This window comes from Mucilaginibacter sp. PAMB04168 (assembly GCF_039634365.2).
In the GTDB taxonomy this organism is placed as follows: Bacteria; Bacteroidota; Bacteroidia; order Sphingobacteriales; family Sphingobacteriaceae; genus Mucilaginibacter.
The window spans coordinates 1,314,237-1,328,960 of the sequence record NZ_CP155079.2; the positions used below are offsets into that span (position 1 = coordinate 1,314,237).

The 14,724-nt window shown below is 42.5% G+C and carries 14 protein-coding genes; 7 read left to right on the forward strand and 7 right to left on the reverse strand.

Features of this window, described 5'->3' with window-relative positions; translation table 11 throughout:
• Positions 1 to 4 precede the first annotated feature (4 nt).
• Positions 5 to 460 (forward strand): PH domain-containing protein, encoded by a 456-nt coding sequence (locus ABDD94_RS05670; RefSeq protein ID WP_345955032.1) that lies wholly within the window; start codon positions 5 to 7, stop codon positions 458 to 460.
• A 6-nt stretch (positions 461 to 466) separates the two neighbouring features.
• Here the strand turns inward: ABDD94_RS05670 and ABDD94_RS05675 are convergent, their stop codons facing one another.
• The 3 genes from ABDD94_RS05675 to ABDD94_RS05685 all read right to left on the reverse strand — a co-directional run bounded on the left by ABDD94_RS05675 (position 467) and on the right by ABDD94_RS05685 (position 4,161).
• The gene (locus ABDD94_RS05675; protein WP_345955033.1) at positions 467 to 1,801 is read right to left on the reverse strand and encodes a PAS domain S-box protein; all 1,335 of its coding nucleotides are present in this window, start codon (positions 1,799 to 1,801) and stop codon (positions 467 to 469) included.
• A 300-nt stretch (positions 1,802 to 2,101) separates the two neighbouring features.
• On the reverse strand, positions 2,102 to 3,157 hold the full coding sequence (locus ABDD94_RS05680; protein WP_345955034.1) for a hypothetical protein: 1,056 nt from the start codon (positions 3,155 to 3,157) through the stop codon (positions 2,102 to 2,104).
• A gap of 122 nt (positions 3,158 to 3,279) precedes the next feature.
• Entirely contained in the window at positions 3,280 to 4,161 is an 882-nt protein-coding gene (locus tag ABDD94_RS05685) for a class I SAM-dependent methyltransferase (protein ID WP_345955035.1), read from the reverse strand.
• Positions 4,162 to 4,528: 367 nt separating this feature from the next.
• Here ABDD94_RS05685 and ABDD94_RS05690 point away from each other — a divergent pair, with 367 nt between their 5' ends.
• The 3 genes from ABDD94_RS05690 (at position 4,529) to ABDD94_RS05700 (ending at position 7,481) form a co-directional block, all read left to right on the forward strand.
• Entirely contained in the window at positions 4,529 to 6,292 is a 1,764-nt protein-coding gene (locus tag ABDD94_RS05690) for a response regulator (protein ID WP_345955036.1), read from the forward strand.
• 98 nt (positions 6,293 to 6,390) lie between these two features.
• On the forward strand, positions 6,391 to 7,041 hold the full coding sequence (locus tag ABDD94_RS05695) for a hypothetical protein (protein WP_345955037.1): 651 nt from the start codon (positions 6,391 to 6,393) through the stop codon (positions 7,039 to 7,041).
• A gap of 212 nt (positions 7,042 to 7,253) precedes the next feature.
• Complete coding sequence (locus ABDD94_RS05700) at positions 7,254 to 7,481, forward strand: hypothetical protein (protein ID WP_345955038.1); 228 nt, start codon at positions 7,254 to 7,256, stop codon at positions 7,479 to 7,481.
• A 115-nt stretch (positions 7,482 to 7,596) separates the two neighbouring features.
• Here the strand turns inward: ABDD94_RS05700 and ABDD94_RS05705 are convergent, their stop codons facing one another.
• Entirely contained in the window at positions 7,597 to 8,349 is a 753-nt protein-coding gene (locus tag ABDD94_RS05705; protein ID WP_345948493.1) for an ABC transporter ATP-binding protein, read from the reverse strand.
• Positions 8,346 to 9,077 carry an ABC transporter permease gene (locus ABDD94_RS05710; RefSeq protein WP_345948492.1) on the reverse strand — a complete coding sequence of 244 codons (732 nt, stop codon included), beginning with the start codon at positions 9,075 to 9,077 and terminating at the stop codon, positions 8,346 to 8,348. Before ABDD94_RS05710 ends, ABDD94_RS05705 begins: the two co-directional genes overlap by 4 nt.
• A gap of 81 nt (positions 9,078 to 9,158) precedes the next feature.
• Between ABDD94_RS05710 and ABDD94_RS05715 the strand changes: the two genes are divergently transcribed.
• The 3 genes from ABDD94_RS05715 to ABDD94_RS05725 are packed head-to-tail and all read left to right on the forward strand — an operon-like array spanning position 9,159 to position 11,356.
• Positions 9,159 to 9,863 carry an SDR family oxidoreductase gene (locus tag ABDD94_RS05715; protein ID WP_345955039.1) on the forward strand — a complete coding sequence of 235 codons (705 nt, stop codon included), beginning with the start codon at positions 9,159 to 9,161 and terminating at the stop codon, positions 9,861 to 9,863.
• Between the two features lie 26 nt (positions 9,864 to 9,889).
• Positions 9,890 to 10,363 (forward strand): PspC domain-containing protein, encoded by a 474-nt coding sequence (locus tag ABDD94_RS05720; RefSeq protein WP_345955040.1) that lies wholly within the window; start codon positions 9,890 to 9,892, stop codon positions 10,361 to 10,363.
• 3 nt (positions 10,364 to 10,366) lie between these two features.
• A complete protein-coding gene (locus ABDD94_RS05725; protein WP_345955041.1) occupies positions 10,367 to 11,356 on the forward strand; it encodes a DUF5668 domain-containing protein in 990 nt (329 codons plus the stop codon).
• Positions 11,357 to 11,568: 212 nt separating this feature from the next.
• Here ABDD94_RS05725 and ABDD94_RS05730 read toward each other — a convergent pair whose 3' ends face one another.
• Positions 11,569 to 12,906: a TldD/PmbA family protein gene (locus ABDD94_RS05730; RefSeq protein WP_345955042.1), complete on the reverse strand. Its 1,338-nt coding sequence runs from the start codon at positions 12,904 to 12,906 to the stop codon at positions 11,569 to 11,571.
• A 10-nt stretch (positions 12,907 to 12,916) separates the two neighbouring features.
• On the reverse strand, positions 12,917 to 14,557 hold the full coding sequence (locus ABDD94_RS05735; protein ID WP_345955043.1) for a TldD/PmbA family protein: 1,641 nt from the start codon (positions 14,555 to 14,557) through the stop codon (positions 12,917 to 12,919).
• Positions 14,558 to 14,724: the final 167 nt, after the last annotated feature.

Below are 14,724 nucleotides of genomic sequence, written 5' to 3' on the forward strand. Positions count from 1 at the left end.
TACAATGAGATTTAACTCAAAGCGTGATATATGGATAAGCATAGTGGTGTGGGGCGCTATAGCTTTGCTGGCATCCAGTGGCGTAGAGATTATGCAGCACGGCGGCGCCGAGCAGTGGTTTGTGTTATTAGTTGCGCTTATAGCAGGTATGCTGCTATGGATGTGGCTGGGTACTTATTATGTTATTGAAGACAAGGAACTGCGATACCGGTCGGGCCCGATAAATGGCGTTATCGATATTGGCAGCATTCACACTGTTATTATCAGTAAGTCTCAGTATGTAGGCCTTAAGCCGGCGCTGGCAGCAAAAGGATGTATCATCAAATACAATAAGTTTGAGGATATTTATATATCCCCTAAAGACAAAGATTTATTTGTAGACGAATTGCTTAAAGTTAACCCAGCAATTGAAGTGGTAAAGGATAGTCAGGCAATAAAGGCAAACCATCCCGGCAATTAACCTGTTTTATTTGCTCTCAAGCCGTAGGTATTCGTCATCCTTTTTTTCAGGGATTACCTCTTCGCTATTCTGGATAATGGTTTTGATAACGTCGTCAAGCTCCTTAACAGAAATATCGAGGTATTCGAACAGTTGTTTGTCGGGGTGGTCTTGGCTGCTTTGCAGCACCAGGTCTGTTAAGCCTAAAATGCGGGCTAAAGGGGCTCTAACTACATGCGATTGCATGTGCGATATTTCTCTAAGCTTAGCGTTTTGCTTTTCAATGGCCTGGGTATATTCTAATTGCGCAGTGATATTACGTGCCATAACCAGCCTGGCTTTTTTGCCCTTAAACGGAATATTGCTGCATCTTACTTCGGCGTAAAACAAGTCGCCGTTTTTATGCCGGTGCACGGTATTCACTAACGAAATGGTTTTGCGTTTTGATGATCTGTCTAAAAATGCGGTCAAATCATTAAGTTTTTCCTCAGGGCGGAGTTCCTTGATAGACATGCTTAAAAATTCCTCGCGCGAGTAGCCGTATCTTCTGATAGCCGCATCGTTTACTTGCAGCAACTGCAAGGTTTCGGTGTCAAATATCCACATGGGCGATGGATTCTGCTGAAAAAGACTCTTGTAATGCGCTTCCGACTCTTTTAATACTTCATTGCGTTGTATCTTTTCGGCCATTTCTGTTTGCAGCTCATTCATCAAGCGGGCCTCTTGTATAAAGGTTTTTTTTACCCCCCGTATAATATGGCTGATTTGCACCACCACAGCCACATTCAAAAACATAAAGTTAAGTGCGTAAACGATCCAGAACGGCAAGGTGTACTTAACACTTAGGGGCGAATTGAATAGTTTGAAATAAATGATACATGCAAAGCTTATATAAAGACAAGCGTTAACAGCAATGGTACGATAAGCAATTCGGGATGAAAATTGAAGCGTAATGTAAACGCTTAAGGCCAAAAAGTAGATAGCACCGATACCAAATGATCCTAGTATGGTAGTTAAACATATAGCAACCGCGTACAGTACTACGGCTACAAAGGCCTTTTTAAAAGCCAGTTTAAAACGGTTGCTCAGCGTTATAAAAGATATGGAAGTAACGGCCAATCCGTCAATAAGCGGTATAAATAGATGCCCTTGCAGGTATGCAGCAATCATACTCGGAACCACAGCAAGTAAGCTTAGCGGAAGCGAAAAGACAATGAGATTTACAAAAAGGCGTTCCTGCCAGTAGCTTATGTCTTTAGTTTGATATACGGGCATCCCCGTTATCGCTCTATCGACAAATAATTTGTACTGGTACCATGCCCCCTCAAGCGGGTTTGAGAAATTGCGAGCTTTTGTTTTCAACTTTAAACACTAATAGTAAATAAATGAGCAGCTTACAATGACCTAAAGACACGTATATCGCTTTTGTTTGTTACAAAATTATACTTGAGCAAATGTTAAATTAAACCTTTTAATATATAAAATCAAAAACAAAAATACGCAATACATTGCAGCTTACCGTATTTAATATAGACTATTATAGGTTATAGCTTAAGGCTCTACACCTGTTATGTTTATTTGCAACCTGTTTCCACACTAGTATTAATAACAAAAGCCCGATGTTACCATCGGGCTTCGCCACATCCAGTAGGGTCTTTTATGTTACTGGTACTGTATATAAATAGGTTGCGGTTTGTATTTCAACACTTCTTGTGGCGTCAGCATATGATGCGGCGCTTTTTTTAGATCGTTTTTGTAAAATAATTTAAAGCCGGTGAATTGTACGGGTTCCGGGAAGATATGGTTGCGATAAGTGCCCAATTTTAAATCCGGCTCGCCCCATCCATCCATGTCAATAACCACCTGAACTTCTGGGCGTAGCTTAATGTTTTTATAGTTGGTAACCATTTTACGTGTAAAACGGTGTACAATTAAAATCTTAGGTGGCAGATTGTATTTCTTTACCAAGCCAGCTAAGTATTCACTTGCATAGTTAACATCAGCCGCATCGTAAGTGCCAATTTTGCGGCCAGGCTTGCTTCCGTCTTTCATCGAAAATTCGGGGTCCATACCAAAGTGCACTTGCGGCATAATCAGGTACTTCTCTAACTGAGGTAACTCCGAGCGGATATTACTCAACGCCACCTGCACATCTAAAAATACAATTGCATTTGATTTTTTGGCTAAAGATAGTACCGTATCAATTTGCTTAAATGGCATGCGGTAACGGAACTTGCCATCCTTGCCGCCATCACCTTGTGCAACTACTGCAATGTAATGCAATGCGGGTTGTACAGGTGTTTTTGGGTCGGCCTTTTCCCAGTTCTTAACTTCTGTTTTTAGCTTAGCCAGCATCTCTTTAGGAGGTAGCTCACCTAAAATACCCATCTTTTTAGAAAACAGGTTGCCATAAAAGGCTACTATGCGCTTAAACGGCAATATAGCGCCCGGGACAGGGTAGGGTTGGTTTTTAACCGGCCAGTGCCCTGTCGTATCGCCATTAGCCAGGCGCTTATTCAAGCTGTCATACAGTGCCTTGTCTACCGGCTGATAGGCTGGCTTGGTAGTATCTGTAGCAGAAGTTGTCGAAGCAGTTGTGGTGGTAGTTGTAGAGGTGCTTACTTTTCCGGCTTTGCTGTTTTCTGTGCAGTTAGATAACAGGAAAAGTGAGGAAAGTAATACCGTAGAAGAGAAAGCAAAAGCTTTAAAATTACTCATAAAAAATAGCCTGAGGGCTGGTATCTTGTTGTGTAAAATATTTTAGTTACAATAAAATTTTTTGCTTGTTATGGCGTTGTAAATATAACTATTACGCCAATAAGTTTTACGGAAATTGTAACTTAAATTTTATAGAACTTTCCAAAAACCCCTAGCGGCAGCTTTGAACCTGCAGTTGCCTGTAAGTAAAGTTCTCCAATTTCGAGGTTTTGCACTGCCGGAAATGCACCTTTAATTAAGTTTTCGACAATAACTGAAGAGAAACCTAGCGAATAAGTGTTGAGTATTAAAAAGTGTTCTTCCGGGTCAAGCAGTTGTACAACTTCCTGTAACATTTCGTTAATCTGGTCTTCCAGCTTCCATTTTTCGCCGTTAGGGCCATGACCATAAGCCGGCGGATCTAAAATGATACCGTTATACTTTTTGCCGCGTTTTAATTCGCGCTTTACAAATTTTAAGGCATCCTCTACCACCCAGCGTATGTCTTTCAGGCCCGATAGTTCCTGGTTTTCGTTAGCCCAGGTAACCACTTGTTTAATCGAATCAACATGCGTGGTATCGGCCCCTGCTGCTTGGGCAATAAGCGATGCACCCCCGGTGTACGCAAACAGGTTAAGTACTTTTGGCTTTTGCGTTTTAAAGCGCTTTAAATTCTCGGCAATATAATCCCAGTTAACGGCCTGTTCAGGGAAGATGCCCAGGTGTTTGAACGAGGTAAGCGCCATACGCATTTTAATGGTTGCATGGTCGTTTTTGTATTCAATGTGCCAGCGGTCAGGTGTGTTTGAATTCTTTTTTACCCATTCACCTGCCGTGGCCGAGCGACCCTTAAAGCGTATATGGTGCAAACGCTGCCACTCTGTTTGCGGTAGCGCTTTGCTCCACACTGCCTGCGGTTCGGGTCGTATAAGTATCACCTGCCCAAAGCGTTCCAGCTTTTCAAAATCGCCGCAATCAATCAGTTCGTAATCTTTCCAGTGCGAAGGGGTAAGGAGTTGGATCATTGTATTTAGTAGTCTGTTATCAGTTATAATGTGTTAGCTGGGGCAAAGATAGGTAATATGTTGTAAGGATAATTATAACACCGGTTTAGACGCAACTAGTTAGGGGGCAAAGTAGCTGTTGCGCAATCAAGCGCAATATACTTCGGCAGTGTAGCTTCGGATAATAATTATAGTAATGCTTATTTTATAAGTTTCAGAAAATTTAATGTGGAGTTACGTTCTGTGTCTTCTTTTACTTATTTCAGCCATTATCGTGTGTGCCCAATAGAGAAAATCGGAGTGAAGTGGTAAGCTTCTGAACATCAACAAATTATTTTTTATTGCGTATAAAGCAAAAATGAGATATTAATAAATAGTCAATACGCCTATGAGGACATATTATTTTCACCTCTTTCGTAAGCTTATTTCGAAAGATGTTAGTCTATTGAACTGGACGCGCTTACGTATTCTATTTGCCTGTATTGCTACCTTTTGTTTATTAACTGCTACACTGTTTATTATCTATCTTTTTAATGCCCCTAATTTGCTGTTATATCGCGTTGCGTTCTTTTTCGCACTATTTGTAACGGCAATGTATCTGTTTTGGAGCAACAAAGCCTGGCATGTGGCTGCCCATTTTTTTCTGACCAGTCTTACACTTTTAATATGGACCAATGTGTTGCTGGTACATCAAAGTCTTTATGTAATTAATATTCAATATTGCTTGCTGGTAATTGCCGCCGGTTATTACATTTTGGGTTCTAAAATCGGTCTTCGATATGCAATTGCAGCAATATTGCCCGTGCTGGGAGATGTTTTCTTTAATGACTTTTTAAACGTAGATATCCCTTCAAGAACAGTGAATGTTAGCTATGCCGGTTACGCCATCGCAGCTCTGTCTAATTTTTCGCTTATTCTGTATATCCACAATCTTTTTTTTAAGTCGCTGGCCAAATTCAAGAAAAGGGAAACGTCCTTTAAACGACACCTGGAGCAGGCCTTGGAATATTCCCGTGAGCAAGCCTTAGCAAAAACTAACTTTTTAAATACGATGTCACATGAAATCAGGACACCGTTGAACGCTATTGTTGGTATGAGCAACCTCTTACTCTCGGGCAGTAAATTACCGGAGCAGGAAGAAAACTTACAGGTTCTTAACTTCTCGACCGAGAACCTCATGGCAACTGTTAATGATATTATAGATTTTAACAACCTGGATAACGGACAAGTACAGTTGCAAAACAAACCGTTTTCGTTATATCAAATTGTTACTAATGTATGTGGCACATTCCGTGAACAGGCAGCGCAAAAAGGTTTAAAGTTTAATTGTATCATCGATGAGAAGTTTAAAGGTTTATCGGTTTACGGTGATGAATTGCGTTTGAGCCAGGTGCTTTTTCATCTTATTGGTAACGCAATCAAATTTACGAATGAAGGCTTTGTTAGTATTGAGGCTATCTGTAACTGTGACGACGCATCTGAAATTGAAGTGAACTTTAAAGTGAAGGATTCTGGAATAGGCATTTCTGAAATGAAGCAGCAACAACTGCTGGACCCATTTAAAAGAGAGCTGCCCCGCACCCAGCGCCAATATCAAACCACCCTTGGGGTAACCATTGCCTACCAGTTGTTAAAACTGCATGGAAGCCAGCTCGAAATAGAAAGCATAGAGGAAAAAGGTTCTTGCTTTAGCTTCGCCGTTATTTATAACGTAGCTGCACAGCAAGAATTAGCAGATACGCTTGTAACCGCATCGGCTAATGTGGATCTGGCCAAACTGAAAATACTTGCGGTGGATGACGAAAAGTTGAATTTGATGGTTGTTAAGAAAGTACTGGCCAAATGGGGAATAAAAGCAGATGAAGCGGTGAACGGGAGGGCGGCGTTAGAAACATGTATGCAAAATGATTATGATGTGGTGCTTATGGACATCAACATGCCGGTAATGGATGGATTTGAAGCCTCTAAAGCTATAAAGAGTATAGAGAAACCTGACTTTGTTGCACCACGTATTATAGCGCTCACGGCATCGGTAGGTACCGCGATAGATGAGGTTATGAAGTTTCCGTGTATTGATGACTGTGTTTTAAAGCCTTTCAAACCAGAAGATTTACAAAAAAAGCTTTATGAGGTTAAGTACGTTTCAGGCTAAGGTTACACTGTTATCAGTGTTTTGAAGATTAACCACATTTAAAGTCAACATTACTTGGTACGTCAATCATTTTAGCCGCTCAGCTGTTCATACACTCAATGATCTTTTTATTTGCAGCTGCGGGTTTTATTTGGGCATTTATCATGCTGATGTTTGCACCACTTTGGCAAAAGGCAATATGCTTTATTCCGGTTTGTATTTACGGTGTACTGTACATACATCCGGCTTTTGCTTTCGGTTTAGCGTTTTCAGTTATACCACTGTTGGTTGGTGATATACAGATTGTACCTGATGGTTTACAAATAGATGGTGTTTGGAAGTATTTAGCTTATTTGCCATCTGGCATGGTTGCCGTAATAGCTTTATATATCATACATCCTCATTTTGATAAAAGCGATTGGCTACGTGCCATAGGTGGTTTTACATTTGTCCTAGTAATGGTAACCTGGGGTTTGAAAATTTTAGTTACCGATCCCATCTTGCTATTTGTAAACCGCATAGGAGCCTCTGAAGTAGAAACACTAGAAAAACAATTGGTAAAGTTGGAGCAAAGGTCAAGACATCGGAATGCAAATTATTTTATTAAACTATATGCTTATCCTGAATTAAAAGTTTCAGGACTTTGTTACCTATATGTTTATTTCAGAAATCTTGCTCCGGGCGACATCCTGAAGTTTAAGTTTAAGAGAGGGTGCTTGGGTATCAAATACATGAGTGGCTTTCCGGTAATACAGCGCGTAGTACATTGATTTCATGCACACTATGAAGGCGATTGCCAACTTTAGCGTTATTTGCTTATATTAGTCTGTGAAGAAAATATTCTTGTACAATTTTTCTCATTACAGGTACAACCATGCTTAAGCGTTTTTATAATACTAATTGAGCTGTTAACATTACTGTTGTTAACCACGGTGTTACAAAATCTTGTAACACCGTGGTGCAATAAAACGTCTCTTATAATATGAAATACCTAATAGGCTATTTATCACTGGGCATATTATCCATGTACGTTGTTGCATTCAGGCATTCTTCGTTTTGGAATTATCTGCTCGAAGACTCAGGAGATTCTGTACTCCACAAACTCCCCTTTAAGGAAAAAAGAAGGTATTACGCCATGGCCTGTTTAATTGCAGTATTGATCTGGCCGTTTATGGTAGTTAGGATGCTTTCAAAAGATAAATTAGCGTAATCAAAATTGATTGACGATGGAAGTTGGCACTCAGAATCTAATAGTGATATAAGAAAGCCATAAGTGTACGGTAAAAATTACCTTACACTTATGGCTTTATATCGGGAGCTAATTCCTATAACTTTTCTTTCGCGGCTTGGGTAAACTTACTGGCAAATACAAAGTCATTTAGTTCCTGGTTATCGGTATGGGCAATGTCTTTGTTAGTGCCTTCCCACCATTTTTGACCCTGATGCAAAAAGATGATATGATCTCCTATACCCATAACGGAGTTCATATCGTGCGTTACAATTACTGTGGTAATTTTATATTCCTGGGTAAGTTCATTAATTAACTCATCAATTACAATGGATGTTTTAGGGTCGAGGCCCGAGTTGGGTTCATCCACAAACAGGTATTTCGGTTCCATTGCTATAGCCCGCGCAATGCCCACACGCTTTTTCATACCACCTGATAGCTCGGCCGGAAATAGCTTATTCTTATCTTTCAGGTTAACACGTTCAAGACAAAAATTGGCACGTTCCTGCTTTTCCGACTGGCTCATTTCCGAAAACAGGTTTAGCGGAAACATAATATTCTGCTCTACGGTCATAGAATCGAATAAGGCTGAATTCTGGAACAACATGCCAATTTCTTTACGTATCGGAACACGTTGTTCAAAATCCATACCGGTGAAGTCCTGCCCGTCGAAATTTACATTGCCTTTAGTAGGTTCATGTAATCCCACAATACATTTAAGTAAAGTAGTTTTACCCGAGCCCGAACCCCCTATAATAAGGTTGTTTTTGCCCGCTTCAAAAGTAGCGGTAATGCCTTTAAGTACTTCGTTCTCACCAAAGGTTTTATAGATGTCTTTAATATCAATCATAACATTAACGAAGTAACCATTAAATCAGCAAATAGAATAAATATACAGCTGTACACCACACCAGTAGTGGCCGATTGGCCAACCTCAAGCGCACCGCCCGAGGTATAAAAGCCCTGGTAAGCACAGATAGAAGTAATGATAAATCCAAAGCAAGTTGCTTTTACCAAGGCAACCTGAATTATTAACGGATTAAAGCCATCACGTAAGCCGGCTACATAATCAGTGGTGGCAATGTCTCCTGTAACGGCACAGGCAATGTAACCGCCTAAGATGCCAAGCACCATGGAGTAAATAACCAGTAAGGGCACCATAATAATGCCTGCTATAATTTTAGGTGCAATAAGGTAACCAGGGGCATTAACACCCATAATCTCTAAGGCATCAATTTGCTCGGTTACCCGCATGGTACCAATTTGTGAGGCAATGCTGGAACCAACCCGGCCGGCTAATACCAGTGCCGATATGGTCGGGCTAAACTCCAGTATGGTGGAGTCGCGCGAGATGCTGCCCGCAATACTGCGCGGTACAAGCGGACTGGCCAGCTGAAATGCTACTTGTATAGTTGCCACAGCGCCAATAAAAACGGATATGATGCTGATAATGCCCAGCGATCCGATACCGATAGATACCATTTCGCGCATGACCTCGGCCCAGTAAACCGAAAATTTTTCGGGCTTACGAAAGCTCAGGCGGATTAACAGGATGTATTTGCCTAGAGTTTGAAACATGTAAACTTTTAAATATGCTGTTAAAAATACATTTTTATCATTAAGCTTTACGGCTTAACTATATTGTGTTACTTTAAAATTATGGAAAACGCCCTCATTACCGGTGCTACACAAGGCATAGGCCGTGCAATTGCAGTTGCATTTGCTAAACAAGGATTAAACCTTGCAATTTGTTCGCGCAAGGTAAAAGATTTAGAAGAATTAAAGCAAGAACTGCTTTTGGTTAATCCTAACATACAGATTTACACACAAAAAACCGATTGCAGCAAAAAAATAGAGTTATTGGATTTTGCCAGCCGGGCGCAGCAGCAATTAGGCTTTATAAAAGTGGTGGTTAACAATGTAGGCATGTTTTTGCCATCAAGTGTTTTAGATGATGAAGACGATGCCTTTATGCAGCAGATTAATACCAACCTGATGCCGGCTTATGAGTTATACCGTTTTTTTGGTAAGGACATGATTGGTAGGCGTTTAGGGCACATTTTTAATATATGCTCGGCTGCATCTTTACAGCCGGCAATAAATGCTGGTACTTATAGTGTAACAAAAGCTGCGCTGTACAGTCTTAATATTGTAATGAGGCTCGAAATGCAGGCTCATAGCGTAAAAGTAACTGCCGTGCTGCCAGGATCAACACTAACAGGTTCATGGGCCGGAACGGAGGTGCACCCCGAGCGGTTCGTAATGCCCGAAGATGTAGCAGCTGCAGTATTAAACGCTTACCAAATGAGCAAAGGCGCTAACGTAGATGAGATAGTGATTAAGCCGGTTTTGGGCCAGTTATAATTAACCATTTTAAAATACTTAACAATATGAATAGTAAAAGACTTTACCGCGATGAACTGAATAAAACAGTTGGCGGTGTATGTAAAGGCCTGGCCGATTATTTCGACATAGACGTTTCTATCATCAGGGCATTGTTTGTGCTCGCTCTGGTGCTTAAAGGTTCTGGCGTGTTGCTGTACATTGTTTTATGGATAGTATTGCCCAAAAAAGAGAATTATGTAGCCCAGCCGGGTGTAGATTACACCGTGCCACCGATGAATCCCGAAGCCGAACCTGCACAGCCGTTTGTTTATAAAACCAAAAGTAAAGGCAGCTTTGGCTTGGTAGCTGGTACTATACTGATTGTACTGGGTGGTATTTTATTGCTGGATGAGTTTAACATTATACCCGATTGGGATTTTAGCCATCTGTGGCCCGTGCCCCTGGTTATCATTGGTCTGATGCTAATATTCTCTGCCGGCAAAAAGAATACTACAAACCCTAACCCTCCAATTGCATAAGGTATGAAAAACGACAGATTGTTTTCGGGTCTCGTGCTCGTCATTATAGGCGCCGCATTTTTACTGCACAATTTTGGTGTGGTTGATTTTCACTGGTATAACATTGTTCGCCTTTGGCCTATATTTTTGGTGATTGGTGGCATAAACCTGCTGTTGGCCAATACCCGGACAGTATGGGCAACCATTGTAAAAGTTGGCGTACTGGTAATCGGTTTAGGCTTTGTGCTTTTCAGTAATGCAGGCCGCCGCCATAATGATAGCTCGTTGTTTAACTTTCATTACAATATTGATGACGATGATGACAACGATGTTGATATTGACATAGATGACGATAAGGATGACGACATTAAAGCACTGAAAGCTAATGCAACTAATGTTTTTCAGCAACCCTATACGGCCGATATTAAGCATGCCCGTTTAAACGTAAGCGGTGGTGCAACCACTTATGTCCTGAATACATCAACCGATAGTTTGTTTAAGGCTGCCACACGTGAGTATTATGGCAACTACAATTTAAGTACCTCTAAAGAGGACTCGGTTACCGTGGTAGATTTTGATATGGATAAGCACAATCAGCATTTCCGCTTAAATGGCGGCCATATGAACGTTGCACAAATTAGCTTAAATACGGCACCGATATGGGATCTTAATCTGCGCGGTGGCGCTGCAAAAGTCGATTTCGATTTAACACCCTACAAAGTACGAAGCCTTAATATTAGCGGCGGTGCAGCATCATGTGATATTAAAATGGCAGCCAATCTGCCTCTTACTGATGTTACGGTATCTACCGGGGCTTCTGAAGTTACTATCCGGATTCCTAAGAACGCGGCTTGCGATATAGCTGTATCCAGTGGCCTGTCGTCTAACGATTTTGATGGCTTTACCAAAATAAGCAGTAGCCACTATACCACACCAGGTTTTGAGGCTGCTAAAAATAAAATTTACCTGAAACTAAAGGGCGGCGTATCCGACTTCAACGTACGCAGGTATTAATAATACTTTCTTTTTTGACTGATTGATTGTAAAGCGGTTGTAGTTGTAAAACTTCAGCCGCTTTTGTTTTATGCAAATCTGTTAATGCAAAAACTGCGATTTGGTATTAACCATCACGGCCAACAGAAGGGTGCTGTTTAGTACACAACCGGCATCTAAAAACAAAAAGCGTGTACTGGTTAGGCACACGCTTATAAGGATTTGGAGATTACTTACACCGCATCAGACAATGAACTGAACGTAAAATCGCGAATTTTTAAGGGAGGTATCAGCGCGTTAGTGCCACTTTCGCCGCTTACTGTGCGCTCGCTTCTGCCCAGAGCTTCCAGGTTGTTGAGCATTATAACCGGGCTCTCGTTAAAGCGGAAGTTTTTTACCGGAAATTTGATCTGGCCATTCTCAATGTAAAAAGTACCATCGCGGGTTAGGCCCGTGTAAAGCAAAGTTTGAGGGTCAACCGGGCGAATGTACCAGAGGCGGGTTACTAATATACCCCTTTCTGTTCCCTTAATTAACTCTTCTAAAGTTTGCGTACCACCTTCCATAATCACGGCATCGGGACCGGGTATAGCTTTAACGCCTTTCTTTTCGGCCCAATAACGGGAGTATGAAAGATTTTTAACAACACCTTTTTCTATCCAGTTTATTTTTTCCATTGGGCGGCCATCGCCGTTCCAGCGGGCGGTAGGTAGTTCAGGGTGCGATGGGTCTGAGTAGATGTTTACACGTTCGTCCACCAGCTTTTCGCCCAGGCGGGTTTTGCCGCCCGGCAGGCTTAAAAAACTGCGGCCTTCATCGGCGCTACGTGCGTCCAGGCTGCCAAATAATTGCTCCAATAACACAATGCCGGCAGCCGGCTCCAAAATAACAGTATACTTACCAGGTTCCAGTGCCTTGGCGGTAGCAGAGCCGGTTGCTTTTTTAGCTGCAATTTTTGAGAAGGCAAGCGTATCCATCTTGCTTACATCGTTAAAAGCTTTGGTTGCGTAGCCTGACCCTTTGCCATCGGCTGTGCGCAGGGTTACCGAAAAGTTAATATCAGTTGCGGTTGTGTAAGCAAATAATCCTTTTGAGTTGAGCAGGGCTGAAAAGCCTGAGCTGTTTTCCAGGAAACCTGCAGCGGTAAGGTTATTGTCTTTAGCTACCTGCAAGCTTTGCTGCACCATATCGGCCCGCTGTTTAGGTGTAATGGCGGCAGTAGCCGGTACAAAACGAGGGGTTGGTGGGCCGTAAGTTTGCGGACCCAAAAAGGGCATAAACTCCGGATTCTCGGGCGCCAGCTGGGCCAGCTCTTCCGAGCGGCTTATTGCTTTTTGTAATGATGCGTCATCAAATTCATTGATGGTAGCAGTGCCCAGCTTTTTGCCAAAGGCCGATGATATGATCATTGTGCTGCGGTTTATGGCACCACTGGTAGATACAGAGTTGCGGGCATAGCGAATGTTGGATGAGTCGCCCCCGGTGAGTACTATTTCGCACTGATCGGCTTTTGAGTAGCTCAGCGCTTTCTTCAAAAGCTCACGCGCTTGTTCTTCGGTTAATATAGCCATGATAAGTTTGTTAGATTTTACGTGCTGTGTTAATAATGTTTACCCCATTAAAACGGGCTGTTGACGAGCCATGTGATACGGCGCTTGATTGGGTTGGCTGCCCTTTACCGTCAAAGAACGAACCACCCAAACGGTAATCGCTCTGGTCGGCAACGGCCGAACAGGAGTTCCAGAATTCCTGGGTATTTGATTGATAGGCTACATCGTTCAGCATACCTACAATCTGCCCATTCTTGATTTCGTAATATAACTGTCCGCTAAACTGGAAGTTATAACGTTGCTGATCGATAGAAAAAGAGCTGTCGCCAATAATGTAAATACCCTTTTCGGTATTCTTAATCATGTCGGCCACTTTAAGCGGCGTTTTGCCCGGTTGCAGGCTGATGTTTGGCATGCGCTGAAACTGTACTGACGACCAGTTATCGGCATAACAGCAGCCCTGCGATTCGGTTAAGCCAATAATATGGCCCTGATCACGTATGGATTGGTAATTAACCAGCACACCGTCTTTAATTATGTCCCACTGTTTGGTTTTAACGCCTTCATCATCATAGCCCACAGCGCCAAGCGAACCAGGCTGTAGTTTATCGGCCACAATATTCACGTTCTTGCTGCCAAACTGGAATTTTTTAGACTGCCATTTGTCCAGCGTCAAAAAGCTGGTACCGGCAAAGTTAGCCTCATAACCCAGTACCCGGTCAAGCTCCGAAGGGTGACCCACCGACTCGTGAATGGTTAACCAAAGGTGTGAAGGATCCAGTATTAAATCATACTTACCTGGTTCAACTGATTTGGCTTTCAGCTTTTGTTCAGCTTGTGTAGCGGCGGCGCGGGCATCTTCCAGCATATCGTAGCGGTCGCGGTACAAAACGGTAGGCGCACCTTTTATTTTGTCACTTTCGCGTGGCATTACGTACTCGTACCCCATGCCGCGTGGTGAGCTTAACGACTGGCGTGTTTCAAACTTGCCGGTCTTCGCATCAATTTTGGTTACTGAAAATAGCGGCCAGATACGGTGTACGTCCTGGTCTATATAAGAACCATCAGTAGACGCGAAGTATTTTTGCTCATTCACCAGAAACATTATGGAATTTACATAGTTGGCTCCGGCTTTCAAGGCTGCATCGTTTACGGATAGCAATAAGTCGACCTTTTCTTTAATAGGTACCTCAAAGGCATTGCGTTCAATAGGCGCTTTCCAGCTCACCTCGCCATAGCCTTTTTGCGGCAACAACTGCACCGGCTCGCTTAGCAACCGCGCATTTTCTTTGGCAATGGCTACAGCTTGTGCGGCGGCTTTTGCAATACTGTCGGTATCTAACTTATCGGTAGCGGCAAAGCCCCAGCAGCCGTTGGCCAGCACCCGTATGCCCATGCCATAAGATTCGGTGTTGACTATATTTTGTACTTTGTTTTCGCGCGTAATCACATACTGGTTCAGGTAACGGCCTATGCGCACATCGGCATAGGTAGCGCCTTTTGATCGGGCGGCATTCAGTACTACATCAGCCATGCGCTTTTTGGTGGCCACATCAACGCTACTTTGCAGCATCGCCTCCGGCGAAACTGGTGCGCCGAACACCGGTATCCGGCTCAGCATAGCCCCACCGAAACCCATCCCGGTGAGGTAAAGGAAGTTTTTTCTGTTCAATGTCTTTTTTTGAATAGTTGATTGGTTCTAATGTCTTACTATATATTAAAACGTCCCTCCCTAACTTGGGGGCGGGTTGCTTGTATATCCATCTGTTGGAGTTACTTGTCAAAAAGCTATGCAATTATTAATTCTTCCCCGCCCTCCCGAGGAGGGATGCGAAATGT

Excerpts from the sequence above, each read along its gene's own strand:
- ABDD94_RS05690 (WP_345955036.1), top strand. The coding sequence starts at position 4,529 with ATGAGGACATATTATTTTCACCTCTTTCGTAAGCTTATTTCGAAAGAT.
- ABDD94_RS05670 (WP_345955032.1), top strand. The coding sequence starts at position 5 with ATGAGATTTAACTCAAAGCGTGATATATGGATAAGCATAGTGGTGTGG.
- ABDD94_RS05725 (WP_345955041.1), top strand. The coding sequence starts at position 10,367 with ATGAAAAACGACAGATTGTTTTCGGGTCTCGTGCTCGTCATTATAGGC.
- ABDD94_RS05705 (WP_345948493.1), bottom strand. The coding sequence starts at position 8,349 with ATGATTGATATTAAAGACATCTATAAAACCTTTGGTGAGAACGAAGTA.
- ABDD94_RS05715 (WP_345955039.1), top strand. The coding sequence starts at position 9,159 with ATGGAAAACGCCCTCATTACCGGTGCTACACAAGGCATAGGCCGTGCA.
- ABDD94_RS05730 (WP_345955042.1), bottom strand. The coding sequence starts at position 12,906 with ATGGCTATATTAACCGAAGAACAAGCGCGTGAGCTTTTGAAGAAAGCG.
- ABDD94_RS05680 (WP_345955034.1), bottom strand. The coding sequence starts at position 3,157 with ATGAGTAATTTTAAAGCTTTTGCTTTCTCTTCTACGGTATTACTTTCC.
- ABDD94_RS05685 (WP_345955035.1), bottom strand. The coding sequence starts at position 4,161 with ATGATCCAACTCCTTACCCCTTCGCACTGGAAAGATTACGAACTGATT.
- ABDD94_RS05710 (WP_345948492.1), bottom strand. The coding sequence starts at position 9,077 with ATGTTTCAAACTCTAGGCAAATACATCCTGTTAATCCGCCTGAGCTTT.
- ABDD94_RS05700 (WP_345955038.1), top strand. The coding sequence starts at position 7,254 with ATGAAATACCTAATAGGCTATTTATCACTGGGCATATTATCCATGTAC.
- ABDD94_RS05695 (WP_345955037.1), top strand. The coding sequence starts at position 6,391 with ATGATCTTTTTATTTGCAGCTGCGGGTTTTATTTGGGCATTTATCATG.
- ABDD94_RS05720 (WP_345955040.1), top strand. The coding sequence starts at position 9,890 with ATGAATAGTAAAAGACTTTACCGCGATGAACTGAATAAAACAGTTGGC.